The 25587-nt window shown below is 71.7% G+C and carries 20 protein-coding genes; 13 read left to right on the top strand and 7 right to left on the bottom strand.

Translation table 11 applies throughout. The features are described 5' to 3' along the window. Positions 1-189 precede the first annotated feature (189 nt). Positions 190-681, bottom strand: coding sequence for a hypothetical protein (locus HUT06_RS42230; protein ID WP_176200818.1), 492 nt, complete (start codon positions 679-681; stop codon positions 190-192). A 502-nt stretch (positions 682-1183) separates the two neighbouring features. Here HUT06_RS42230 and HUT06_RS42225 point away from each other — a divergent pair. The 4 genes from HUT06_RS42225 to HUT06_RS42210 all read left to right on the top strand — a co-directional run bounded on the left by HUT06_RS42225 (position 1184) and on the right by HUT06_RS42210 (position 6531). Continuing rightward, positions 1184-1456 (top strand): hypothetical protein, encoded by a 273-nt coding sequence (locus tag HUT06_RS42225; RefSeq protein WP_176200817.1) that lies wholly within the window; start codon positions 1184-1186, stop codon positions 1454-1456. 163 nt (positions 1457-1619) lie between these two features. After that, positions 1620-1868: a zf-TFIIB domain-containing protein gene (locus tag HUT06_RS42220; protein ID WP_171068862.1), complete on the top strand. Its 249-nt coding sequence runs from the start codon at positions 1620-1622 to the stop codon at positions 1866-1868. 248 nt (positions 1869-2116) lie between these two features. Then, positions 2117-3901, top strand: coding sequence for a fatty acyl-AMP ligase (locus HUT06_RS42215; RefSeq protein ID WP_176200816.1), 1785 nt, complete (start codon positions 2117-2119; stop codon positions 3899-3901). Positions 3902-3945: 44 nt separating this feature from the next. Further along, positions 3946-6531 carry an MMPL family transporter gene (locus HUT06_RS42210; RefSeq protein WP_176200815.1) on the top strand — a complete coding sequence of 862 codons (2586 nt, stop codon included), beginning with the start codon at positions 3946-3948 and terminating at the stop codon, positions 6529-6531. A gap of 16 nt (positions 6532-6547) precedes the next feature. Here HUT06_RS42210 and HUT06_RS42205 read toward each other — a convergent pair whose 3' ends face one another. Further along, positions 6548-7777 carry a glycosyltransferase gene (locus HUT06_RS42205; RefSeq protein WP_176200814.1) on the bottom strand — a complete coding sequence of 410 codons (1230 nt, stop codon included), beginning with the start codon at positions 7775-7777 and terminating at the stop codon, positions 6548-6550. 8 nt (positions 7778-7785) lie between these two features. After that, entirely contained in the window at positions 7786-9912 is a 2127-nt protein-coding gene (locus HUT06_RS45465) for an MFS transporter (RefSeq protein ID WP_176200813.1), read from the bottom strand. A 292-nt stretch (positions 9913-10204) separates the two neighbouring features. On the opposite strand from HUT06_RS45465, the gene HUT06_RS42195 reads away from it, so the two are divergent. Together HUT06_RS42195 and ccrA are read left to right on the top strand one after the other, a co-directional pair. Beyond that, positions 10205-16690: a type I polyketide synthase gene (locus HUT06_RS42195; protein ID WP_176200812.1), complete on the top strand. Its 6486-nt coding sequence runs from the start codon at positions 10205-10207 to the stop codon at positions 16688-16690. Between the two features lie 46 nt (positions 16691-16736). Next, on the top strand, positions 16737-18071 hold the full coding sequence (gene ccrA / locus HUT06_RS42190) for a crotonyl-CoA carboxylase/reductase (protein ID WP_176200811.1): 1335 nt from the start codon (positions 16737-16739) through the stop codon (positions 18069-18071). Positions 18072-18135: 64 nt separating this feature from the next. Here ccrA and HUT06_RS42185 read toward each other — a convergent pair whose 3' ends face one another. Beyond that, positions 18136-18582: a MarR family winged helix-turn-helix transcriptional regulator gene (locus tag HUT06_RS42185; RefSeq protein ID WP_254715682.1), complete on the bottom strand. Its 447-nt coding sequence runs from the start codon at positions 18580-18582 to the stop codon at positions 18136-18138. Positions 18583-18674: 92 nt separating this feature from the next. Here HUT06_RS42185 and HUT06_RS42180 point away from each other — a divergent pair, with 92 nt between their 5' ends. Both HUT06_RS42180 and HUT06_RS42175 read left to right on the top strand, forming a co-directional pair. Next, entirely contained in the window at positions 18675-19358 is a 684-nt protein-coding gene (locus HUT06_RS42180; RefSeq protein ID WP_217711663.1) for an SgcJ/EcaC family oxidoreductase, read from the top strand. 32 nt (positions 19359-19390) lie between these two features. Next, positions 19391-19831 carry an SgcJ/EcaC family oxidoreductase gene (locus HUT06_RS42175; RefSeq protein WP_176200810.1) on the top strand — a complete coding sequence of 147 codons (441 nt, stop codon included), beginning with the start codon at positions 19391-19393 and terminating at the stop codon, positions 19829-19831. Positions 19832-19861: 30 nt separating this feature from the next. Here HUT06_RS42175 and HUT06_RS42170 read toward each other — a convergent pair whose 3' ends face one another. Next, complete coding sequence (locus HUT06_RS42170) at positions 19862-20371, bottom strand: MarR family winged helix-turn-helix transcriptional regulator (RefSeq protein ID WP_254715681.1); 510 nt, start codon at positions 20369-20371, stop codon at positions 19862-19864. Between the two features lie 103 nt (positions 20372-20474). On the opposite strand from HUT06_RS42170, the gene HUT06_RS42165 reads away from it, so the two are divergent. Beyond that, positions 20475-20861 (top strand): VOC family protein, encoded by a 387-nt coding sequence (locus HUT06_RS42165; protein WP_176200809.1) that lies wholly within the window; start codon positions 20475-20477, stop codon positions 20859-20861. Then, on the top strand, positions 20858-22087 hold the full coding sequence (locus HUT06_RS42160) for an MFS transporter (protein ID WP_176200808.1): 1230 nt from the start codon (positions 20858-20860) through the stop codon (positions 22085-22087). Before HUT06_RS42165 ends, HUT06_RS42160 begins: the two co-directional genes overlap by 4 nt. A 199-nt stretch (positions 22088-22286) precedes the next feature. On the opposite strand, the gene HUT06_RS42155 is transcribed toward HUT06_RS42160, so the two are convergent. Continuing rightward, a complete protein-coding gene (locus tag HUT06_RS42155) occupies positions 22287-22526 on the bottom strand; it encodes a hypothetical protein (RefSeq protein WP_176200807.1) in 240 nt (79 codons plus the stop codon). Positions 22527-22651: 125 nt separating this feature from the next. Between HUT06_RS42155 and HUT06_RS42150 the strand changes: the two genes are divergently transcribed. From HUT06_RS42150 to HUT06_RS42140, 3 genes are all read left to right on the top strand, one after another. After that, a complete protein-coding gene (locus tag HUT06_RS42150) occupies positions 22652-23500 on the top strand; it encodes a helix-turn-helix domain-containing protein (protein WP_368407013.1) in 849 nt (282 codons plus the stop codon). Beyond that, positions 23497-23709 (top strand): DUF397 domain-containing protein, encoded by a 213-nt coding sequence (locus HUT06_RS42145; protein WP_176200805.1) that lies wholly within the window; start codon positions 23497-23499, stop codon positions 23707-23709. The genes HUT06_RS42150 and HUT06_RS42145 overlap by 4 nt, the downstream gene beginning before the upstream one ends. Before the next feature lie 138 nt (positions 23710-23847). After that, positions 23848-24093, top strand: a complete 246-nt coding sequence (locus HUT06_RS42140) for a DUF397 domain-containing protein (protein ID WP_254715680.1) — start codon at positions 23848-23850, stop codon at positions 24091-24093. Positions 24094-24338: 245 nt separating this feature from the next. Here the strand turns inward: HUT06_RS42140 and HUT06_RS42135 are convergent, their stop codons facing one another. Beyond that, positions 24339-25559 carry a serine hydrolase gene (locus tag HUT06_RS42135; RefSeq protein WP_176200804.1) on the bottom strand — a complete coding sequence of 407 codons (1221 nt, stop codon included), beginning with the start codon at positions 25557-25559 and terminating at the stop codon, positions 24339-24341. Between the last annotated feature and the right edge of the window lie 28 nt (positions 25560-25587).

The raw sequence follows: 25587 nt of genomic DNA, 5'->3' as shown, positions 1-25587 counted from the left end.
ATGAAGGAGACCGCTAGGGGGAACGGTGCGCCGAAGGACATGCTGGGGTGCGATCACTGCCACCGGCACGCTGGCCGTACCTCTCGTGCTGATGAGCCCGGCCGCCGAGGCCGTACCGGACGGACGCCCGGCGGATGTCCGTTTACTCATGAGCCAGGAGTTCTCCAGCGTCACCACGTCCGGGCCCGACTACGCCCTGGTGTACACGGTCCGTGTCCACGCGGAAGGCGGCATCGCGCGGGGCGCGACCCTGAGCCTCACCGCAGAGAGCCCCCTTGCCTGGACGAGCCAGCCCGAAGACTGCACCGGGGCCGGGCCAAGGCGACTCGACTGCGCCTTGGGCGACGTTGGCGAGAAGCCACGCGTAAGGACGGCCACGCTGAGGCTGCCTGCGTCAACGATGTCGGCGCCGTCGGCGAAGCCGTTGAGCATTCGCGCAGTAGCGGACGCCCCGAACGCCACCGGCCGATCGTTGCAGGCGGTGTTCGGCTTCTCCGACGCCACCTCGGCCTCGTCCACGCCCTCGCCCACACCGTCGTCTTGTGACGGCACACCGTGCTCTACGAAACCGTCCGGCCCGAAGCCCGACCCCAGCCCGTCCGCCAAGCCGCCGTCGCCCACGGCCAGTTCAACGTCCGATCCGAAGCCGACCTCAAGCGGACACTCCGGTTCCGCGCCCACGGCCGGTCACTGCGCCGCCGGCAAGGCCAGTGCTGGGGGAAGGCCGTGCCCGTCCAGTCCGAAGCCCAGTGCGAGTGGCAGTCACCTGCCGACGAGCACGCCGTGTGGCACCGGCAAGCCGCGCAAGAGCGCGAAACCCTGTGCCGCTTCGAAGAGCCCAAAGGTGGCTCCTAGCCCGTCCAAGCCAAAGCTGAGTACAAGCGGCAGTCACACGCCGAGGACGTCCAGCCCGAAGACGTCCACCCCGAAGACGTCCAGCCCGAAGACGGCTACGCCAAAGGTGGCTGCACCGAAGCCGTCTGCGCCGAAGGTGTCCGGGCCCAAGCCCAGTGCGAGTGGTCACTCGACCAAGGAGCCTGCGGAACTGCCCGGTTTCAGTGGCCAGAGCAGCCAATCGCCGGCGGACGGTCACTGCGGCGAGGGCGAACCCTGTGTCGCGGTGGGGCCTCCTGGCGGCGGCGGTGGTCCGAGCGGGGGCGCGCTTCCGGGATCCGGGTTCGCCGTGCCGGAACTGCCCGTCGTGGCGCCGCCGAAGAACGTCGTGCTGCCGCCCGCCAACGCGCCCGCAGCGCCGCAGGTCGCGCCCGGGGCGAGCCGGATGACGCTGATGGCGCCGGTCGGGCTGGAGGAGGGCGACGAGATGGACTGGGCGGTCGTCATCGGTGTCGCGCTCATCGCGGAGATCGGGCTGCTGTGGGGAGCCGCCTGCATCGGCCTCTACCGGCGGCGCCTGGCGCTGCGCCAGGCCGCTGCCGCTGACGCCGCCGCCGGGTGACGCGCCTGCCGGGTGACGCGGCCGGGCGGCCGAATGGCGACGCGAACGGGGGCGCGCCGCCTTCGGGCAGCCGGATCGAATGGCGGACCATACCGAAACGGGCGCCGTGTCAGTAGGCTGACCGCTTGACAGTAAAGCCGTCGTTACGGACAGGGGATCCGGTATGTCAGAGACGACGCTGCAGTGTCCGAAGTGCGAGTCGAAGCTCGACACCCATGAACGCCACGGCGTGGTGATCGAGGAATGTCCCGGATGCAAGGGCGTGTTCCTCGACCGCGGCGAACTGGAGCAGTTGATCGACGCCGAGAGCCGGTATCTCGCGGAGCTTCCGGACGAGGTCAACCCGGAGACGACGTACCAGGGGCGGCACCGCAGGGGCATCGTGGAGCGGATCTTTTCCGGCGAGGCGTAGCCGCGGGCACGGTCGGTGACCGGGCGAACGCCCAGGTGTGAAAGGGGTTTTCCGCTTGTCACGGGGGTGACAAACCCGGCTTCGGCGAATGTGGCCGGGAGCTAATATCGCGTGCTGACTACCATCCGGTAGCTTGACGATCATCGCCGGTCGCCGGGGGGCGCGCCCCGGCCGACGCACCTCCGCCGATGGCGCCCGCCCGTCCGCACGAGGGCCCCGTCCGGCCCGTCCCCCCGGGAGAATGATCAATGGCATTGGGCTCGCTGCTTCCCGAACTGCTGCCCGGCGGCTCCGGCCGCACCCCGCTGATCGAACGGGTCGCGCGGTGGGCGAGGGAGAAGCCGGACGCGCCGGCCTTCACCTTCGTCGACTACTCGGCCGACCCGGCGGGCGCGCACGTCACGGTGGGCTGGGCCGAGACGGACCGCCGGGCGCGCGCGATGGCGGCGACGCTGCGGCAGGTCACCGGGCCGGGCGAGCGGGCCGCGCTGCTGCTGCCGCAGACCCTCGAGTACATGATGACGATGCTCGGCGCGATGTACGCGCACGTCATCGCGGTGCCGCTGTTCTCGCCCGACCTCCCCGGGCACGCCGACCGGCTGATCGGCGCCTACGCCGACGCCGAGCCCGCGGTCATCGTCACGACGCGCAACGCGCTGCCGCACGTGGAGAAGTTCCTCGCCGACCACGACGTCCCGCGGCCCAAGGAGATCGTGTTCGCCGAGGAGGTCGACCTCGCGCTGGCCGACCGGTGGGAGGACGAGCCCATCGGCTTCGACGACCTCGCGTACCTGCAGTACACGTCCGGGTCGACGCGGCGCCCGGCCGGGGTCGAGATCACGCACGGGAACGTGACGGCGAACGCGGCGCAGCTGTGGTCCGGGTGGGCGCCCGAGAAGCCCGACCCCGAGCTGGTGAGCTGGCTGCCCCTGTTCCACGACATGGGCCTCATCGCGACGATGGCGCTGCCGCTGGTGCACGGCGACCACGCCATCTACACCGACCCGGTGTCGTTCATCATGAACCCGATGCGCTGGCTGCAGCTGATCGCGTCGCGGCCGGGCAAGAACGTCTACACGGCGGGGCCGAACTTCGCGTTCGAGTACGTCGCGACGGCGGCGCGGCCGGAGAAGATCGCCGGGCTGGACCTGTCCGGGCTGACGACCTGCCTGAACGGCGCCGAGCCGATCCGCCCGTCCACGCTGTCGATGTTCGCGGACGCGCTGGCGCCGGCCGGGCTGCGGCCGGGCGCGCAGGCCCCCGGCTACGGGCTCGCCGAGGCGACGGTGTTCGTCACCGCGGCGGCCGAGGACGTCCCGCCGAAGGTCATCTCGGTGGACCGGGACGCGCTCACGCAGGGCGAGCTGCGGCTGCGCGAGGGCGGGTCCGAGCTGGTGTCGTGCGGCGGCCCCTCCGGGCAGCTCGTCGCGATCGTCGATCCGGAGACGCGGATCGAGCAGCCGGACGGCAGGGTCGGCGAGATCTGGGTGCACGGCCCGAACACCGCCCTCGGCTACTGGCGCAACTCCGAGCGGAGCCAGGACACCTTCGGCGGCGAGCTGAGCGAGCCAGGCGGCCTCCCGGCCGGGCCCTGGATGAAGACCGGCGACTACGGTGTCGTCCACGAGGGCGAGCTGTACGTCACCGGCCGCATCAAGGACCTCATCATCGTGGACGGCCGCAACCACTACCCGCAGGACATCGAGGTCACCACGCAGGAGGCGCACGCCGCGGTCCGCCCCGACCACGTCGCCGCGTTCGCGCTCACCGGCGAGGAGACCGAGCGGCTCGTCGTCGTCGCCGAGCGCAACCGCCGCGTCCCGCTCGGCCGGCTCGACCTGGACGAGGTCGAGGCGGCGGTGCGCGGCGCCGTCAACATCGAGCACGAGATGGGCGTGCACGACTTCGTGTTGGTCGAACCGGGTGGCGTGTCGCGCACGTCGAGCGGAAAGATCGCACGTGCGGCGACGCGGCAGCGCTACCTGGACGGCGCGCTGCCGACGACGGCGGCGCGGCTGGCGTCCCGCAAGTAGCTTCGACCCGGGCGGCCCGCCGGCCGCGGTGACACAGGAGGATCATGCTTTCGGGGCTGGGGCGGCTCATCCACCGGCGACGGTGGACCAGCCTCGTGCTGATCCTGGTGACGACCGTGGTCGCGGGCGGCTGGGGCCTCGGCGTGTTCGCCAAGTTCAAGGAGGGCGGCTTCGAGGACCCGGACGCGTCCTCGACGCTCGTCGCCAAGCTCGGCGCGACCTACTTCGGCAGCACCAACCCCGACGTGCTCGTGCTCTACACGAGCGACACGATGACGGTGGACGACCCGCGCTACGAGGCGAGCGTCATCGGCACGGTGGCGCGGCTGCCGAAGGCGAACGTCGAGGAGATCATCTCCTACTGGTCGTTCGACGGCGACGCGGCGAAGTCCTTCGCGTCCCACGACCGGCGCTCGACGTTCGTCGCGGTGAAGATCCGCGGCAAGACCGGCGCCGTGAAGTCGGAGAACTACCACGCGGTCAAGGACCGGCTGGCGGCGGCGCCGGGGCTGGACGTCCAGCTCGGCGGCAGCATCCCGCTCGGCGAGGAGTTCGGCCAGCAGGTCGTCACCGACATCGTCCGGGCCGAGATGATCACGGCGCTGCCGCTGCTGATCCTGCTGATGATCCTGTTCGGCGCCCTCGTCGCCGCGCTCCAGCCGATCGTCATCGCGGTCTTCTCGACCGTCGGCGGCCTGGCCGTCCTGCATGTGGTGACGTACGCGGCGGACGTGACGTCGTTCGCCCTGGAAGTCGTGACGATGATGGGCGTCGGCCTGTCGATCGACTACTCGCTGTTCATCATCAGCCGGTTCCGTGAGGAACTCGAGAGAGGCATGTCCGCGCAAGGGCTGCCTCCGGGCAAGCCGTGGAAGCGGGAGCGGGACAAGGCCGCGCGCAAGGCCGTGAAGACGGCCTACAAGGCGGAACTGAAGCCGATCCGGGAGTCGGCCTTGGCCGCCACCATGGCGACCGCCGGCCGCACCATCATGGTCAGCGGCATCACCGTGTCGGCTGCGCTCGCGGGCCTGCTGCTCTTCCCGCAGATGTTCCTCCGGACGATCGGCCTCGCCGGCATAGCCACCGTCATGGTCGCCGTATTCGGCGCCACGGTCCTCCTCCCGACGCTCCTGGCACTCCTGGGGACGCGTGTCGAAGGCGGGCGGATGCCGTGGCGGCGGCCCACGGCCAAGCGCGCGCAGCGCGACCCGGAGAGCGGCTTCTGGTACCGCCTGGGCCACAGCGTGATGAAGCATCCGCTGCCGTACTTCGCGGTCGTGCTCGTCATACTCGGCGTGATGTTCGTGCCGTTCCTGAACGTCCAGTTCGGCAGCGTGGACGCGCGCGTCCTGCCCAAGGACAGCCCCACCCGCGCCGTCGTCGAGACGGTCAAGCGGCAGTTCCCGAACGGGTCGGCCGAGCCGATCGACGTGGTCGTCTCCGGCGACCTCATCCCGCGCGACTGGAAGCCCGCCAAGAAGGGCGACCCCATCCCGCCCTACCTGGAGGAGTTCCGGCAGAGCCTGGGCAAGCTCCCCGGCGTCACCGAGGCCCAGTTCACCGGCTACTCGGGCGCGTACGGCGGTGTGCGCATCTCCGTCACGCACAAGTACGAGCCGATGGACCAGCACGCCCAGGACCTCGTCAAGGACATCCGTGCGATGAGCCTGTCCAAGGACGGCTACCCGATGCACATCGACGTCGGCGGCAGCACTGCCTCGCAGATGGACCTGATGTCGAGCCTGATGCGCACGCTGCCGAAGATGGCGCTGTTCGTCGGGGTCGCCACGTTCATCCTGCTCTTCATGTTCTTCGGGTCGATCGTGCTGCCGCTGAAGGCGATCGTGATGAACGTCCTGTCGATCGGCGCCTCGTTCGGCGCGATCGTGTGGGGCTTCCAGTACGGGCATCTCGCCGGCGTCCTGGACTTCACCCCGACGGGCGGCGTCGAGGCCACCAGCATGATCCTCATCCTCGCGGTCGTGTTCGGCCTGTCGATGGACTACGAGGTCTTCCTGCTCAGCCGCATCCGCGAGGAATGGGACCTCACGCACGACAACCGCGTCGCCGTCGCGTCCGGCATGCAGCACACCGGCGGCATCATCACCAGCGCCGCGCTGCTGTTCCTGGTCGTGGTCGCCGCGTTCAGCATGGCGGGCATCACGGTCGTGAAGCTGATCGGCGTCGGCATGTTCGTCGCGGTCGTGGTGGACGCGGCGCTCGTCCGGTCGCTGCTCGTCCCGGCGACGATGCGGTTCATGGGCGCGGCGAACTGGTGGCTGCCGCCGTTCCTCGCCGGGCTGCACGCCCGCATGGACCTGCGCGAGCACACCGCCGCCGTGCCGGTGGGCGCGACCGCCGCGCCGCCCCGCATGCCGGACGAGCAGCCCTTCCCCTACGCCATGAACTGGGCGGAGGCGAAGGCCGAACCCGCACCCGCACCCGCACCCGCATCCGTACCCGCGCCCGCACCCGCACCGGCGCCCGTGCCGAACGGGGCGCCGTGGCGGCCCTGGGCGGACGGCCCGCCGCAGCCGAGGCCGCCCTACCGGCCGCGCGCGAGGCGCGCGATCGCTCCCGCCCCGGACGGGTCGGGCTGGCGCTGGAGCGACACCGCCGACGACCGCTGAAACAGTGGGCCAGGGCTCAGCGCAGCAGCGTGTCGATGATCTCGCGGGCGCGGCCGACGCCGTCCTCGGCGCGGATGCGCCGCCCGAGGTCGTCCGCGCGGTCGGCGATGTCCGGGTCCTGGACGGCCCGGCGGATCTTGGCCGCGAGCCGCGGCACCGTCATCGCCCGGAACGGCAGCGGCCGGGGCCCGGCGCCGAGCGCGGCGACGCGCTCGCCCCAGTAGGGCTGGTCGCCGAAGAACGGGCACACCACGGTCGGCACGCCGGCCCGCAGCCCCGCCGCGGTCGTCCCGGCGCCGCCGTGGTGCACGACCGCCGCCATGCGCGGGAACAGCCACGCGTGCGGGACGTCCCGGACGGCCAGGACGTGCTCGTCCGAACTGGCCGGGTCGCCCTGCACGATGCCGCGCACCCCGGCGAGCTTCAGTGCCGTCCGCACGGTCAGGTCGGTCATCGCGGCGTCCTTCGGCACCATGCTCCCGAACCCGGCGTAGACGGGCGCCGGGCCGGCCGCGAGGAACTCCGCCAGCTCCGCCGGCGGCTCCCACTCGGGCTCGTCGAGGAACCAGTACCCGGTGAGGTGCACGCCGGGGCCCCAGTCGGCGGGCCGCGGCACGACCGCCGGGCTGAAGCACGCCAGCACCGGGCCGTCCGGGCGCCGCCCGCGCAGCGGCAGCCTCGGCAGGCCGAGCGAGGCGTCCCGCCACGGGTTGATGAACGGCCGCGACAGCTGCCAGGCGATCTCGTCGACCGCCCGGAAACTCGCGCGCCGCCCCCACGGCCCGAGCATTCGCGCCTGCGGCACGAACGGATGCGGGAACGCGCCGGTCGGTTCGCTCGGCTGGAAATGAATCAGCGCCCATGGCACGCCGAGATGCTCGCCGATATGGCGGGGAAGGAATCCGAGAGTGGGCCCGAGGATGAGGTCCGCGTCCTTACAGGCGTCCGAACACTCGGCCAGCAGCCGTTCCGCCATCGGGCCGAGGATGCGCCGGAACCCGCCGAGGAACTTCACCGGATTCCGGCCGCCGGCGAGCAGTTCCTGGCCGGCGTCCGATTCCAGGATCTCGGTCGGATCGGCGGTCAGCGGCGCGAGTTCCAGGCCCGCCGCGACGGCCATCGGGGCGTACCGCGCGCTCGCCACGAGCCGCACCTCGTCGCCGCGCGCCCGCAGCGCCCGGCCGAGCGCGACGCACGGCTGGATGTCCCCGCGCGACCCGGCCGCGAAGATCACGATTCTGCTCACGGTGCCTCCTACCAGGCGTCGCTGCGCGGGACGGCCTGCGGATCCTCCGCCGGGCCCTCCTCCTCCGGGACGTACGGTTCGTACCAGCCCTCGGGCGGCGCCGGGCGCTCCTCGGCGTCCACGGCCTCGGCGGTTTCGCCGGTTTCGGCGGCGGGCTCGGCCGGGCCGCCGCCGCGCACCCGCCACACCGCCGGTGCCGCGCCGAGGTCGGCGGACGCGGACGCCCCCTCGCCGGCCTGCGGCGGGACCGCCGGGATGGGGGCGGTGGGACGGGCGGCCTCCCCGCCCGGCCAGTCCTCCCACGCGTTCGCCGCCGCGGCGGACGCGGGCGGCGGGACGGGAGAGGGGGGCGGCGTCGCGGCGGCCGGCGGGGCCTCGCCGGGCGGTGCGGGCCAGGGCGTCGGAATGTCGGGCCGGTCGTCCTCCCGGGCGTCGCCGAGGGGCTCGGAGGCGGCGTCGGTCCACCAGTGGGGGCCGGGCGTCGGGGTGGGGGCGGGGACGGGATCGTCCGGCATGGGATCGTCCGGCATGGGGTCGTCCTCCCAGGTGAGGGGTAGCGGGAGGGGCGCGCCGGGCGGCGCGGCGGTCGCGACGGCCACGGGCTCCGCGAGGGGCTCGGCGAGGGGCGCCGCGAGCGGGTCGGGCGGGTCGGGCGCGGGCCCGACCAGGGCCGGGATCGGGTCGCGCGGCGTCGCGGACGGGTCGAACTTCGGGGTGTCGGGGATGACCGGCGAGGTCTTGCCGTGCTTCGGGCCGAGCCAGCCGTGCCGGCTGGGCAGCGTGATCCCGCTGATCAGGCCGCCGATGAGGACGAGCACGGCGCCGAGGATGAGCCCGGAGGAGGTGCCCGCGCGGAACGTCTCCAGCTCGGCGGCGCTCGCGCCCGGGTCCGGGACGTGGTGGACGAGCAGCCCGACGATCGCGATGCCGAACGCGCCGGACGCCTCGCGGATCACGTTGATGACGCCGCTCGCGACCCCGGCCCGCTTCTCCGGGACGGCCTTGAGCACGTACATCACCAGCGGCATGCCGAGCGCGGCGCCGACGCCGACGAGCATGACGCCGGGCATCAGGTCGGCGTAGCCGTCGCCGACCCGGAGCATGGAGAACAGCACCATGCCGAGGCCCATCAGGGCCATCCCGACGCCGATCGCCGGGCGCGGGCCGACCTTGGCGGCCATCAGGAACGCCAGCGGGGTCAGCAGGATGATCGCGATGGCGGGCGGCAGCATGACCAGGCCCGCCTCGGGCGGCGAGAAGCCGAGGAAGCGCTGCAGGAACGGCTGCGAGTAGAACATCATGCCGTTGAAGCCGATGCCGTAGAGCATCTGCGACAGCAGCCCGCCGGTGAACACCCGGTTGCGGAAGAACCGCAGGTCGATCATCGGGTCGGGGGCCCAGTTCTCCACCACGACGAAGCAGACCAGCGCGATCACGCCGAGGGCGAAGACGCTGAGCACGGACGGGTCGCCCCAGCCGCGCTTGTTGCCGACCTCCAGCGCGTAGATGAAGGCGAACAGCATCGTCGCGGAGATCAGCACGCCGGGCAGGTCGATCCGGGAGTGCGTGTTCTCGCCCTTGCCGGTGAGGGTGACGAGGCCGAGCAGGATCACCAGGATGCCGGGCACGATGTTGATCAGGAAGATCCAGCCCCAGTGCCAGTGCTGGACGATGATCCCGCCGATGGTGGGGCCGAGCGCGGTGGCGCCGGACGCGGCGCCGATGAAGATGATGTTGCCGATCGAGCGCTGCTTGTCGGTACGCCCGACGGTGACCATGACCTGCGTGGCGGGCAGCGCGAGCGCGGCCCCGGCGCCCTGCACGATGCGGGCGAGGATCAGCACCTCGGACGTCTGCGCCAGGCCGCACACGGCGGACGCGGCGGTGAACACGACCATGCCGGTGGTGAACGTCAGCCGGCAGCCGAAGACGTCGGTGAGCCGCCCGCCCGTGATCATCAGGCAGGAGAACATCAGGATGTACCCGGTGGCGACCCAGTCCTTGGCCGAGGACGACATGTCGAGGTCGTCCATGATGGTGGGCAGCGCCGTGAAGACCACCGTGTTGTCCATGGTGGTCATGAACGCGCTGACGGCCACCACCGCCAGCGCCCATCGGTACCGGCCCCGGGTCAAGAGTCCGTACGGCGGGGGTCCCCGGACCGCCGGGAAATCCGCCGCTTCCCCCTAAAAGCAGTCGTCGCTATTGTTACTATTGGTTGGCGCTCCGTTACTCAGCCCTGACATCTACCGGGCGATCTCAACTATCCCATCAGGCCACATTGGTTACTGCCGAGTCTTGTCATCACCGTGACAAGACGTCGGTGAGAAAAGTGGTCTGGGTGCGCATCGTGAGCCGGTCAGTGTGGGACAAAGTGGTCCCTCCGCTTCGATGAACGATCCCGGTTTCATGGGGGGACCCCACCGCATGCAGAGCAACGATCGTTCCGGAGCCGCGCGGGAGACCCCGCAGGACGAGACTCGGATCACTGAGGATTCGGTTCGCCGGCATCTGATCGAGCAGATCGCGCGCCGCTCCCGGACCACCGCCGCCGACATCGACCCCGACCGCCCGCTGGAGGAGTTCGGACTGGCGTCCCGGGACGCGGTCGCGATCGCCGGCGAGCTGGAGCAGATGCTGGGCCGGTCCCTGCCGGCGACCCTCGTCTGGGAGCACCCCACGATCAACAAGCTCTCCGTCGCGCTGGCGGGCGGCGGCGCCCCCGCCGAGGCCGCCGCGCCGGCGCCGGCGCCCGTCCGGGAGACCGCGAGCGACGAGCCGATCGCCGTCGTCGGCATCGGCTGCCGCTTCCCCGGCGGCGACCGCGACCTGACCGGCCCCGCCGACTACTGGCGCTTCCTGACCGGGCGCGGCGACGCGGTCCGCGAGGTGCCGGACGGCCGCTGGGACCCGTTCGACGACGGCTCCCCCGAGGTCGGCGACCTCCTCGGCAGGACGACGCGGCTCGGCGGGTTCCTCGACGACCTCGCCGGGTTCGACGCGCAGTTCTTCGGCATCACGCCCCGCGAGGCCGCCGTCATGGACCCGCAGCAGCGGCTCGTCCTCGAAGTGGCGTGGGAGGCGTTCGAGCACGCGGGCATCGGCCCGGCGTCGCTGCGCGGCAGCCGCACCGGCGTGTTCGTCGGGGTGTCGGCGCCGGAGTACGCGGCGTTCACCGCCTCCGACCTGGCGTCGCTGGAGCCGTTCACCGCGACCGGCGCCGCGCTCAGCATCATCGCGAACCGGCTGTCGTACCTGCTCGACCTGCGCGGCCCCAGCATGATCGTCGACACGGCGTGCTCGTCGTCGCTGGTCTCCACCCACCTCGCCGTCCAGGCGCTGCGCAGCGGCGAGGCCGACGTGGCGCTCGCGGGCGGGGTGAACCTGCTGCTGTCGCCGACCGTCACGATGACGTTCGACCTCGCCGGCGGGACGGCGGCGGACGGGCACTGCAAGGCGTTCGACGCGTCCGCCGACGGCATGGTCCGCGCGGAGGGCTGCGGCGCCGTCGTGCTGAAGCGGCTGTCGGACGCGCAGCGCGACGGCGACCGGATCCTCGCCGTCGTGCGCGGTTCCGGCGTCAACTCCGACGGCCGCTCGAACGGCCTCGTCGCGCCGAACTCCGACGCGCAGCGCGCCCTGCTCCGCGACGTCTACGCGAGCGCGGGCATCGACACGCGCGAGGTCGACTACGTCGAGGCGCACGGGACGGGCACGTTCCTCGGCGACCCGATCGAGGCGAAGGCGGTCGGCGAGGTCCTCGGCGCGGGACGCGACGCCGCCGCGCCGCTGCTGCTCGGCTCCGCGAAGTCGAACCTCGGCCACATGGAGTCGGCGGCGGGCATCGCCGGGCTCATCAAGGCCGTCCTCGCGCTGCACCACCGGGTCATCCCGGCCAGCGCGCACTACAAGGAGCCCAACCCGCACATCCCGTTCGACGAACTGCGCCTCTCCGTCGTCGCTGACGAGACGCCGTGGCCCGACAGGGGCCACCCCGCGCGGGCGGGCGTGTCCGGTTTCGGCTTCGGCGGGACGAACGCGCACGTCGTCCTGGAAGAGGCTCCCGCGCAGGAGACGACCGTCCAGCCGGCCGTTGTCCGTACGTTCCCGCTGTCGGACACGAGCGACGACCGCGTCCGCGACCACGCGGCCCTTCTCGCCGAGTGGCTCCCTGCTCGCGACGACGTGAAGCTCGCCGACGTCGCCCGCACCTTGCACCGGCGCGCCGGCCGTGGCCGGGCCCGCGCCGCCGTCTCCGCCAGGGACCGCGCCGGGTTCGTCGAAGGGCTGACCGCCCTTGCTGAGGGACGTCCCCACCCCGGTGTCGTCACGGGCTCAGCGCTCGGTGTGCCCGGCCGTCCGGTGTGGGTCTTCTCCGGGTACGGCGCGCAGCGCGCGGGCATGGCGCAGCGGCTCCTTGAGGAGGAGCCCGCGTTCGCCGAGGCGATCGACGACCTCGACGGCCTCTTCGCAGAGGAAGGCGGCCCCGACCTGTGGTCGCTGCTCGAAGAGGGCCGCAAGCCGGACGGCCCGGCCGACACCATGCCGGTGCTGTTCGCCATCCAGATCGGCCTGGCCCGCATGTGGAAGGCGTACGGCGTCACGCCGGGCGCGGTCGTCGGCCACTCGATGGGCGAGGTCGCGGCGGCCGTCGTCGCCGGGGCGCTCACGCCCGAGGACGGCGTCCGCGTCATCTGCCGTCGGTCCCGCCTGCTGACGCGGCTCGTCGGCGGCGGCGCGATGGCGGTGCTCGGCGCGTCCGCCGAGGAGGTCGCGCGGCTCGCGGACGGCCTGCCCGAGGTGTACGCGGCCGTCCACTCGTCCCCGAAGCAGACCGTCGTGACCGGTGACGCCGGCCAGGTCGCCGAGGTCGTGAAGCGCGCCGAGGCCGAGGGGCGGCTCGCCCGGATGGTGCAGGCCGAGGGCGCGGGGCACTCCCCGCAGGTCGACCCGCTGCTGCCCGAGCTGCGCGAACTCCTCGCCGACGTCGGCGCGGAGCGCGGCACCCCCCTCGCCGACGGCATCAAGCTCTACACCACCGCCCTCGACGACCCGCGCGCCCACCTCGGCTCCGACGCGGCGCTCGGCGTCGACCACTGGGCCGCGAACCTGCGCAACGCGGTGCGGCTCACCGACGCCGTGTCCGCCGCCGCCGAGGACGGCTTCCGGACGTTCGTCGAGGTCAACGCGCACCCCATCCTCGCCCACGCGGTCGGCGAGACCCTGGAGGGGACGGGCGCGCTCGTCACCCACACGCTCAAGCGCGCGCGCAAGGGCGAGGAGACCGACGACACGCTGACCTTCCACGCGCAGCTCGCGACCCTCGCCGCCCACGGCCTCAAGACCGCCGTCCCCTCGGACGGGCGCGTGGTCGACGTTCCGCAGTCGCCGTGGCGGCACGAGCGGCACTGGGTCGACCTGTCGTCCCGCGCGTCCGGCGGGAGCGACGAGCACCCGCTGCTCGGCGCGCACGTCGAACTGCCCGGTGAGGACCGGCACGCCTGGCGCGCCGACGTCGGCACCGCCGCGCAGCCCTGGCTGGGCGGCCTCGCCGTCCACGGCCTGCCCGCGCTGCCGGTCGCCGCGTTCGCGGAGATGGCGCTCGCCGCCGGCGCGACGGCGCTCGGCACCGAGGACGTCCGCGTCAACAGCCTGTGGATGGAGCGACCGCTCGCGCTCGCCGACCACACCACCGTCACCACCACGTTCACCGAGGACGAGCAGCGGGTGGAGATCCACGCGCTGACGCCGGCTGGCACCTGGGCGCGGCTGGCCAGCGCGGACGTCGGCGACGACCGCCGCGCCCCCCGGGCGCCCGAGCCGGGCCCGGCCACCGAGGTCGCGGGCGCCGAGCGCGGCAGCCGCCACTACCGGCTGCACCCCGAGGTCTTCGACCGCTGCCTGTCCGTCCTGTCGGACGAGGCCGCGAACGGCGGCGGCGGCGTCTGGCTGGCCGAGACGATCGGCAGCCTCCGCGTGCACGGTCCGACGCACCGCGGCGGCCACGTGCGGGCGAGCGTCGTCCGCGACGAGGAGGGCGTGACCGGCTCGGTCAGGCTCCTGTCGGCGGACGGCGACCTGCTCGCCGAGGCGACCGGCATCGCCCTGCGCCGCGTCGACCGCGCCGACGTCCCGGTGCCGCTCGAACACAAGCTGGTCGAACTGGTCTGGGACGAGTCGCCCCTGCCCGGCGACGCCGAGGCGGCGGGCGGCGGCACCTGGCTGGTGCTGTCCGACGAGGACGACGCGCTCGCCGCCGCGACGGCCACCGGCCTGGAGGAGCGCGGCAAGCGGGTCATCCGGCACCGCGTGACGAACCGCCCGCCGGACGACCACCCCGCCATGGCGGAGCCGGTCGAGGGCGTCGTGCTCGTCCCGTCCGCCGACCTGCTCGATGAGGACCTGGTGCTCGCCACCGTCGGGGTGAGCCGCTCGCTGCCGGACGGCCCGCGCCTCTACGTCGCGACCCGCAACGCCCTCCCCTTGCACGACGAGGAGGGGCTGCCCGGCCACGGCTTCATCAGCGCGATCACCCGCGTCCTGGCGTTCGAGCGGACCGTCCAGCGCGCCACCCACGTGGACGTCGACCGTCCCCAGGACCTGGTCGCGGAGCTGCTCGCCGCCGCCGACGCCCGCGAGGTCGCCTGGCGCGGCGGCACCCGGTACGCGGCGCGCCTCGGGCAGGCCGCGCTTCCGGCCGCCCCGGCGAAGCGCAAGCGGATCGTCCGGCGCGGCGGCGCCTACATCATCACCGGCGGCTACGGCGGGATCGGCCTGGTCACCGCGCGGCTGCTGGCCGAGCGCGGCGCCGGGCGGATCGTCCTGTCCGGGCGGAGCGGGCCCGACGCCGACGCCGAGAAGGTGATCGCGCGGCTGCGCGAGGACGGCGTGGACGTCGGCGTCGTGCTCGGCGACATCGCGGCCCCCGGCACCGCCGATCGCCTGGTCAGGGTCGCGCGGGAGGGCGGCAAGCGGCTGTGCGGCATCGTGCACGGCGCGGGCGCCATCGACGACCGGCTGATCGCCGACCTGGGTCCGGACGATCTCCACAGGGTGTGGACGGCGAAGGTCGAGGGCGCGCGCCGGCTCAGCGAGGCGGTCTGGGACATCGACCTCGACTGGCTCGTCATGCACTCGTCGGCCGCCGCGCTGCTCGGCTCGCCCGGCCAGGGCGCCTACGCCGCCGCGAACGCCGCGATCGACGCGCTGATGGCCCACCGGCGCGCCCACGGGCTGCCCGGCACCACCGTCAACTGGGGCACCTGGTCGCAGGTCGGCGGCGCCGCCGACGCGGCGGTCACGGTCATCGACCCGATCAGCCCGGCGGAGGGGGCGGAGGCGCTCGAAGCGGTGCTCGTCCACGACCTCCCGGCGACGGGCGTGCTGCGTTTCGACCCGGCGACGGCCGTGGGGCTGTTCCCCGAGATCCGCAACATGCCCTACTTCGCCGCGCTCACGGCGGCGGCGGACGAGGCCGGGGCCGATGCCGTCGGCGACTGGCCCGGCGTCGACGCGCTCAAGGACCTCGACCCCGCCACCGCCCGCGCGCTGATCGCCGCGCAGGTCAGGCACCGGATCGCGGCCGTCCTCGGGTTCGACCCGCAGCGCCTCGACCCGGCCGTCCCGCTGACCGACCTCGGCCTGGACTCGCTCGTCGCCGTCCGGATCAAGAGCGGCGTCGAGCACGACCTCGGGCTGACCGTCCCGGCGTCGGTGCTGCTCCAGGGCGCCAGCGTCAACGTGTTCGAGGAGTGGGCGGCGGGCGAGCTGGGCCTCGGCGGCGCGCCGGCCCCCGCCACCGCCGTGTCGAACGCCGAGTCCGGCTACGTCATGCCGCGCGACGCCGCCGAGCGGCTCGCGGTCCGCATCATCGAGGACGTCCTCGGCCTCGACCGCGTCGGCGTCACCGCCGACTTCTTCGCCGACCTCGGCGGCCGGGACCACCAGGCCGACCAGCTCGTGGCCCGCGTCTCCGCCGAACTCGGCGCCGAGGTGACGCGCGGCGAGCTGTTCGAGGTCCCGACCGCCGAGAACGTCGCCGAGTTCATCCGGGCCGCCGACGAGGAGGCCGCGCGGCAGACCGTCCGGCCATTGAAGACCTCGGGCGGCCGGCGGCCGATCTTCATCGCGCACCCGGCGGGCGGCACCACCGCCTGCTACCGCCAGCTCATCGACCTGCTCGGCGACGACCAGCCGGTGTACGGGCTGGAGCGGTTCGAGGACGCGCCGTCCGTCGAGGAGCGCGCCGCCCGCTACGTCCAGCACCTCCTCGAAGCGCAGCCCGAGGGCGCGTTCCGGCTCGGCGGCTGGTCGTTCGGCGGCGTCCTCGCCTACGAGACGGCCCGGCAGCTCACCGCGGCCGGACGCGAGGTCGAGTTCGTCGCGCTGTTCGACGCGGGCCTGCCGCTGCGGGTGGACGACGAGTCCGACACCCTCGCCCGCCGCTTCGCCGCCTTCGCCGACTACATCAACGAGACGTACGGTCTGGAGGTCACCCTCACCTACGAGGAGCTGTCCGGCCTGGACGAGGAGGCCCAGTTCGCGCTCGTGATGGAGCGCGCGGCCCCGCTCGTCGACCACATCCCCCCGGCGGCCCTCACCCACCAGCTCACGTCGCACCAGGACACCCGCTCCCTGGAGGCGTACCAGCCCGAGCCGTACGACGGCCGGGTCATCCTGTACCACGCGCCAGAGGAGACCCCCTGGGCCGTCCGGGATGCCCGCTACGTGCTCGACGGGACCAACGGTTTCGGCGGGCTCTGCTCCGACCTGGAGATCGTCACGATCCCCGGGGTGCACCACCTCAACCTGCTGGACCCGCCCGGTGTGGAGGTTCTCGCCGCGCACCTGGAGGGCAGGCTGGCCGGACGGCGGGAGCGCGACGCCGTCCTCACGTCCACAACGGCCCGCTGAGGGCCGGCTCACCCCCCTGAACCCCGTCGTTCCACGGAGGACACCCATGGCCCAGTCCGGCTCGTCCCACGCCCTGCTCGACGCCGTCCGCTCCGGCGCGAGCGGCCCCGAGCTGCAGGAGATCGACCTGCCGACCCGGTTCCGCGCCGCGTTCACCCGCAAGGACGAGGTGGGGATCTTCGAGGGCCAGACCGACAAGGACGTCCGCCGCTCGCTGCACGTCGGCGAGGTCGAGATGCCCGAGCTGGCGCCCGACGAGTGCGTGGTCGCGGTGATGTCCGCCGCGATCAACTTCAACACCGTCTGGTCGGCGATCTTCGAGCCGGTGCCGACGTTCGCGTTCCTGGAGAAGTTCGGCCGGCAGGGCTGGTACGGCGCCCGGCACGACCTGCCGTACCACATCCTCGGCTCGGACGGCTCCGGCGTCGTCGTCCGCACCGGCGCGGGCGTGAAGCACTGGAAGGTCGGCGACAAGGTCGTGCTGTCCCCGTCCTACGTGGACGAGGAGGACCACGGCTCCTACGACGACGGCATGATGTCGGAGACCCAGCTCGCCTGGGGCTTCGAGACGAACTTCGGGTCGCTCGGCGAGTACTGCGTCGTCAAGGCGAACCAGCTGATCCGCAAGCCCGCGCACCTCACCTGGGAGGAGGCGGGCTCGAACACGCTGTGCGCCGCCACCGCCTACCGGATGCTCGTCGGCACGCACGGCGCCCGGATGAAGCAGGGCGACGTCGTGCTGATCTGGGGCGCGACCGGCGGGCTCGGCTCGTTCGCGACGCAGCTCGTCAAGAACGGCGGCGGCATCCCGGTCGGCGTCGTGTCGTCGGACGAGAAGGCCGACATCGTCCGGGCGCAGGGCTGCGAGCACGTCATCAACCGCAACGAGCTGAACCTCGGCGAGCAGGGCCTGCGGCACCCGAAGGCCGGCCGCGTCCTCGGCGAGGCGATCCGCGGGCTCGTCGGCGAGGACCCCGGCATCGTGTTCGAGTACCTCGGCCGCGAGACGTTCGGCGCGTCCGTCTACGTCGCCAAGCGCGGCGGCAAGATCGTCACCTGCGGCTCGTCCACCGGCTACAAGCACGAGTACGACAACCGGTTCCTGTGGATGCGGCTGAAGAGCATCATCGGCTCGCACGGCTTCAACTACCACGAGGCCGTCGAGATGAACCGGCTGATCGGCCTCGGCATGATCCACCCGACGCTGTCGAGGTCGTTCCCGCTGGAGGAGGCCGGGGAGGCGACCCGCGCCGTCCAGACCAACCAGCACATCGGCAAGGTCGCCGTCCTGTGCGGCGCCGAGAAGGAGGGCCAGGGCGTGGACGACCCGATCCTCCGCGAGAGGATCGGCGAGGAGAAGCTGAACCTCTACCGCCGCTGACGTTCGCTCGAAAGGGACGGGCCCGGATCGCCGGGCCCGTCCCTTTCGCATGTCGTCGGTGAGGTCATGTCGGCGTGCCGAGCTCCTCGGCGGCGTCCTGGTAGGCGCGGGCGGCGCGGGCGAAGTAGTCGAACAGCACCGCGCGCTGCTCGGGCGGGTAGCCGCCGATGATCTCGCCGATCTTCCGCCGCGCGGGGGCGAGGACCTCGTCGAGCCGGGCGGGCTGGGCGATCGGCTCGACGATGACCTTGCGGCGGTCGTCGGGGGAGGGCAGCCGGCGGACGTAGCCGGCCTGTTCCAGGCGGTCGATCAGGCGGGTGGTGGGCCCGGTGGTCAGCCCGGTGCGCGCGCCCAGCTCCCCCGGGGTCATGGCGCCCGACAGCTCCAGCACGTTCAGGGCGTACAGGTCGGTCGCCCCCATGTCGCAGGCCTTGGCGCCCGCGTGCCCGTGCAGCATGACCGCGCTCAGGTAGCGCCGGTAGATCCGGCTCGCGTCCTCGGGTGTTGACACGGGATCCTCCCTTCCCTAATCTCTTCCTCAAGGAAGAGAAATCTTCAAAGAAGAAACTTCGTCTACGAAGTTATCATGGGAAGGGCATCGCCGTGGGTACCCACACCACCACCAACTCCACCAGCGCCATCGACACCGAGCAGGTCACCGACGTCCCGGCCGCGCCCCGGCGGTCCAGGCGGCGGCTGGTCAAGCGGATCCTGGGCATCGGCGCGCTGTCGGCCGGGCTGGCCGCGGGAGGCGCCTACCTGTGGCTCAACAGCACCTCGGACGTGCGCCAGGCCGGCAACCCCGACTGCGCCGCCGTCACCCCGACCGGCGCGCCCGCCGCCGACGCGCACCGGCAGGTCTGCGCGACGCTCAGCACGATGACCGACGCCTGGGGCCGCGGTGACGCCGACGCCTACGGCGCGGCCTTCACCGAGGACGCCACCTACACCACGTTCGTGGGCAGCCACTACCAGGGCCGCCGCGACATCGTCGAAGGCCACCGCGCCCTGTTCGACGGGTTCCTCAAGGACACCCGTCTGGCCGACTCCTACCTGGGAATCCGCTTCTACGGGCCCACCACCGCGATCGTCACCACCCGCGGCGACACCTACAAGGGCGAGCCGAAGAAGCCCGGCGAGCTGTCCAAGGTGCAGACCTACACGCTGATCCGCCAGGACGACGGCCAATGGCGCATCGCCGCCTTCCACAACACCAAGCGGCAGCGGGTCATGGAACGCATCTCGTTCCTGTTCGACGCCGACACCCGGCCCGAAGCCGAGAAGTGATCCGAGAAGTGATCCGAGAAGGGACCTCACTGATGAACGCGCACGACACCGCCGCGATCACCGCCGTCCTGGACCGTCTGACCGCCGCCTGGGCGGCCGGCGACGGCGCCGCCTACGGCGCGGAGTTCACCGAGGACGCCACCTACATCACCTACGTGGGCACCCTGTACAGGGGAGCCCAGGAGATCGGCAGCGCGCACCAGGCCCTGTTCGACGGCTTCCTGAAGGGCACCCGGCTCGCCCACGAGGTCGTCAGCGTCCGCTTCACCGGCCCCGGCACCGCCCTGGTCGTCACCCGCGGTGACGTCCACAAGGGCAAGCCGGGCGGGCTCCACAAGATCCAGACCTACACGCTCGCCCGCCGGCCTGATGGCACGTGGAAGGTCGCCGCCTTCCAGAACACCAAGCACAGGGCCGTCATGGAGGCGATCTCCTTCAAGTTCCAGCCCACCACCAGGCCCGCCGCGACCTGAGTGGCCGGCCATGCAGGACGGTGCCGCCGCTCAGTCCTCTTCCAACGGGATGTCGCCGAGGCCGAGCAGGAGAGTCCGCAGCAGACCGGCGAGGGCCTCCTGCTCGTCCGTGCCGAGCGAGGCGAGGATCCGCCGCTCGTTCTCCAGGTGGGCGGTGACGGCCCGGTCGATCAGCTCGCGGCCCTCAGGCGTGAGCGCGACGACGACCGTGCGCCGGTTGGCGGGGTCGACGTCCCGCGTGACGTACCCCTTGGCCACGAGCCGGTCGAGCCGGTTGGTGACGGCCCCGGACGTCACCATCGAGGAGCGGGCCAGCGCACCGGCGGTCATGCCGCCGGGCGCGCCCGCGCGCCGCAGCGTGGCGAGGACATCGAACTCGCCGCGCTCCAGGCCGAACTCGGCGAACAGCTCCTTGAGCTCGCGTTCGGCGATCCGCGTCACCCGGGACAGGCGGCCGAGCACGCCCATGGGGGACGCGTCCAGGTCCGGGCGGGCGCCGGCCCACTGCGCTAGGACGAGGTCGAGGGCGTCACGCGTCACCTGAACTCCTCAACGTTGAAGTGTTTGACGCCAAGCTATCACCTCGCCTACAGTCCTTAGCGTTGAAGATTTCAACGTTAAAAGGTCACTGAAGGAGGCCGCGATGCACGTCAAGGCCATCGACCACCTGGTGCTCAACGTGGCGGACGTCGAGCGGGCGCTGGAGTTCTACACGGGCCCGCTCGGGCTGCGAGCCGAGCGCGTCGACGAGTGGCGGGCCGGGAAGGTGGGCTTCCCGACCGTCCGGATCAACGAGTCCACGATCATCGACCTGCTGGACGCCCCCCGCGACGGGTTGAACGTCCACCACTTCTGCCTCGCCATCGAGCCCCTGGACTGGCAGGAGCTGATCGAGTCCGGCGAGTTCACCGTCATCAAGGGCCCGGTCGACCGGTTCGGCGCACGCGGCATGGCGCGCTCGGTCTACGTCGAGGACCCGGACGGCAACGTCATCGAGCTGCGCTGGTACCCCGAGGACGCCGACCGATGAGCGCCACGACCGAGCAGTCCCCCGTCCCGGCCGCGCGGGCCTGGCTGGGCGTCGCCGCCATCACGGCGAGCCTCTTCGTCTTCCTCACCACGGAGTTGATGCCCGTCGGCCTGCTCACCCCGCTGAGCGAGAGCCTGGACATCTCCGTCGGGGTCGCCGGCCTGATGGTGACCCTCTACGGCGTCTCGGCCGGCCTCGCCGTGACGTTCATCGTGGCGTGGACGCGGCGCGTCAACCGGCGCGTCCTCCTGTCCGCCCTGCTGGTCGTGCTCGCGCTCGGCAACCTGATCACGGCCATCGCGCCGAACTACCCGGCGGTGCTGGCGACGCGGCTCGTCATGGGCTTCGCGAGCGGCGTGTTCTGGGCGATCGGCGTGAGCATGGCGATGCGCCTCGTCCCGGAACGGCACGCGCCCCGCGCGGCGGCCGTCGTGATGTCCGGCATCTCGATCGCCACGGTCGTCGGCGTCCCGCTCGGGACGATCCTGGAGGACCTCACCAGCTGGCGGACGACGTTCCTCATCTGGTCGGGCCTCAGCCTGCTCGTCCTCCTGGCCGTGGCCGCCGTCCTGCCGTCGCTGCCGTCGGCGAACGCGGTGTCGGTCCGGGAGGTCTTCGGCCTGCCGCGCCACAACAAGCGGCTGCGCCTCGTCCTGACCGCCGTGGTGCTGTTCGTCCTCGGCCACTTCGGCGCCTACACCTTCGTGCGGCCCTTCCTGGAGGACACCGCGTCCGCCTCGGCCATCTTCATCACCGTCGTGCTGATGCTCTTCGGCCTCGGCGGCGCGGTCGGCAACTTCGTCGCCGGCTACACGGTGAACAAGAGCCTGCGGGGCAGCTTCATCGTCGGCTCCATCGGCCTCGTGACGTCCCTTCTCCTCCTGCTGGCGATCGGCGGAGGCAAGACGGGCGCCGTCATCGCACTGATCCTCTGGGGCGTCTCGTTCGGCGTCGTGCAGCTCTCCCAGGTCAACATGACCCTGGCCGCCGCACCGGAGACCTTCGAGGCCGCGATGTCGCTCAACACGATGGCCTACAACACGTCCATCGCCCTGGGCGCCCTCTTCGGCGGCCTCTTCGCCGACCACCTGGGCGTCACGAACATCGCCTGGTTCGGCGTGATCCTGACCGGCGCCGCCCTACTCCTCATGGCCACCACCGGAGGCCGCACCTCCAACCCGTCCCCGACGACCGACCACCCCACCCCCGAACTGATCAAGGAGTAGCCACCCCAAAGCCCCCTGACCACCAACCGGTGATCAGGGGGCTTTTCTTAGCGGGTCTGGGCCGTCCACCCGCCCCGCCGCAGTCGCCAGGCGCCAGAGGGAACGGCACGGCCGGTGGGCCCGGGGGGAACCCGCCCGGCCGCGCCGCCTCCCTCCCCGGGGCCGTCCGGGGGGTGGACGGCCCGCTCCGGCGCCGAGCTCACCGGAGGTATCGGTGGGAGCCGCGCGCCCGCGCGGCCTCCCGCATCAGCTCGGCCCGCAACTCCACCGGGTCCGGCCGCATGACGGTGGCGTCCACCCCGGCCGAGGGGTCGATGAGCGTGGCGACGTACTCGCCGAGCCGCCCGTCCCACCGTCGCGACCGCCAGATGTGATGCCCGGGGAAGTCCTTGCGCAGCCGATCGAGTGCGGGGTTATCGAACGCAATTGTGTCTTCCATGGAAGGTCCCGTAGCCGTTTTCGCCGCCTGTGAATGTGTTATAAGAATCACAGCGCGCAAGACTTCTGACCAGGAAGAAGTCAAGAGCGGCGTACAACCCCCCGGAAGATCGAAGAAACCCGGACATGGGTTTCAGTAGGGAGCCCCCCATGGGAACAAGGAGTGAACCATATGAAGCTCCGGCAATTCAGACATTCGCCACGGAATTGGTGGCGTGGCGAATGGACGCGGACCTCACCCAGACCGCCCTTGCCGAGGCTCTCGGCTACACGCCCCAGTGGATCAGCCAGATCGAGTCCGCCAAGAGCATCCCGTCCAAGGAGTTCGCGGAGAACCTCGACACGTTCTTCAAGACGAACGGCCTGTTCCACCGGCTGTGGAAGCGCATCATCGACACCCGCCACCAGGCCATCCTCCCGCCCGGCTTCACCGAGTACATGGAACGCGAGACCGAGGCCAGCCAGGTGAAGGGCTTCGATCTGACGCTGATCCGTGGACTGCTCCAGACCGAAAACTACATTCGGGCGGTTGTCGGCCACGATCAGGACCCGGACACCGCCGAACAACTCGTCGCCGATCGACTCAGGCGGCAGGAAATCCTGACCCGCGAGGACGCGCCGAGTGCGTGGTTCACCCTCGACGAGGCAGCGCTCCGGCGCGACATCGCCGGCCCCGAGATCATGCGCGAGCAACTCGAGCACCTGCTCGTCCTGAGCAGACGCCCCAACATCTCGATCGATGTTGTCCCGATAGACACGAGGTACTACCTCGGCCTCACGGGAAGCTTCACCATCCTCAGCTTCGCTGATGCGCCGGATATCGTCTATGGCGAGATTGCCGGACAGGGGATGCTCATCACCGACTCGCGAATCGTCGCGAGCTTCGCAGTAAGGTACAACTCGCTGCGAGGTGACGCGCTTCGCGTCGAGGAATCGCGGACTCTGATCAAGAGCGTCCTGGAGGAGTACGGATGACCCCCTCAACCGATCTGTCGGCAGTGAAGTGGCGCAAGGCGAGCCGTAGCGGTCACGAAGGCGGCGAATGCGTCGAGGTCGCGGGTGTCGCGCGAGCGGTCGCGGTCCGGGATTCCAAGAACCCGGACGGCCCGAGGCTCGCGTTCACGTCCGCCGAGTGGCGTGCGTTCGCCCGCCGCGTCACGTCCGGCGCCCACGACCTGCCCTGATGACCGACCGACGAGCCCCTGCCCTTCCGGGTGGGGGCTCGCTCCCACACCTCCATCGCGGAGTCGCAAGTCGTTGCTGATCTCGCAGTAACGTCCGGCTCACTGCCGGGCGAGGCGCTTCGCATACAGAAATCGTGGATGCTGCTCAAGCAGCGTCTTGGAGGTGCCCAGATGATCCCCTCACTGGATCTGTCAGCCGTGAAGTGGCGCAAGGCAAGCCGTAGCGGTCACGAGGGCGGCAATTGCGTCGAGGTTGCGAGTGTCGCGCGGGTGGTCGCGGTTCGGGATTCCAAGGATCCGGACGGCCCGAAGCTGGCCTTCACGTCCGCCGAGTGGCGTGCGTTCGCCCACCGCGTCACGTCCGGCACCCACGACCTGCCCTGACCACCCACCGACGAGCGGTGCCGGGAATTGATCTTCGTCGCTGCCCGCCGAGATCAAACGCGAGCTGGAGCTCGGCGAGGGGGAACTGGGCCTGGCCCTGCTGGGCGCGCCGGTCGGGATCGTCCTGTCGATCCGGTTCGCGAGTTGGGCGGTGGCACGCATCGGCAGCCGCACCACCACGCAGGTGACCGTCGCGGCCGGGGCGCCGTCCGCTGGTACCGCTCGGCCTGGCCCGTGGCCGCGTGTCAGCCGCCGCCGTCGCCGGGTGCGGCTCCGGTGATGGCCCGCGTCTGCTGTCCGGTGATCTCCTGCAGCGGTATGTCGTCGTAGTTGCCGAGGATGACGCCGATCCACCCGCTGTCCGGGTAGATGCTGTAGTAGGTGGAGCTGCCGGGGTGGAGGCCGCCGCGCCCGAGCTCCCACTGGCCTTCGACGATGTGGGCCGTCGGCCCGTAGGTGGCGAACCCTGGGGAGCCTCGGAAGTTGGGGGCCTTGACCGAGGTGTACACGTCGGCCCAGGCCGGGGCGAGCACGGTGCCGTCGTACAACGCCCGCGCGAACCGGACCATGTCCGGTGCGGTGACGAACCCGCCGTCCGGGACGAAGTTGCGGGCGTTGTTCATGCCCGCCATACCCGGATGAGGGCTGTCCTTGTCCAGGTTGCGGACGGCGTCCACCCGGTTGCCCTCGGCCTGTTTCATGTACGAGTGCGCGACATGGTCGTCGGCCAGCCACTGCGGCCTGGTGTAGTACCCCGAGCCGGTCATGCCGCAGCGCTCGAAGATGTGCTTTTGCACGTAGTCCCAGAACGTCATGCCGGACACCGCCTCGACGATCTGGACGACGACTTCCGATCCCCAGCCCGGTTTCTCCGAACCCGCACCGGGGGCCGCGACCAGCGTGGCCTGCCGGGCGTACTGCTGGTCGTACTCGTGCTGCTCTTCCTCGCTGTGGAAGATGCGCTGGTGGTCACGCTCCGGAAAGGACAACCCCGAGGTGCCCACGAGCAGGTGATGGACGCGCACCTGCTCAGCGATCTCCTTGGCGAAACCGGTCAGGTAGGTGCCCACCGTGTTCCACAGCTTCACTTTGCCCCGCTGCGCCAACTGCACGATGGCCAGGCCGACGAACGGCCCGCCGTACTGGTTGAACGCGACACCTTCGTGGTTGCGGATCCCCTTTTCCTTGTCGGCCATGCCGTAACTGCGCGACAGGACCGTCCGGCCCCGGTGCGACAGCAGCACCACCCCGGAGAACCGGTCCTCGGCGGCCAGCTTCGCGATGTACCGGTCATAGGCGCCGCCGGGACGGGTGTCCGGAGGGATCGGGCCGAGTTGTGCACCTCCGTCGGTTCGTGCCGTGGCGGCCCCGCCCAGCAGCGGCGTCGCCGCGCCGGCACCGGCCGCCACGGCGGCGCCCCGCAATATCGAACGCCGATCCCATGCTCCGTCGCTCGCACTGGCCATGGCGGTTTCCTTCTCCCTCTTCCGCGGT

This window comes from Actinomadura sp. NAK00032, from assembly GCF_013364275.1.
GTDB lineage: Bacteria > Actinomycetota > Actinomycetes > Streptosporangiales > Streptosporangiaceae > Spirillospora.
Note: the sequence above shows the minus strand (reverse complement) of the source record. Positions and strands in the feature narration are given on the sequence as shown.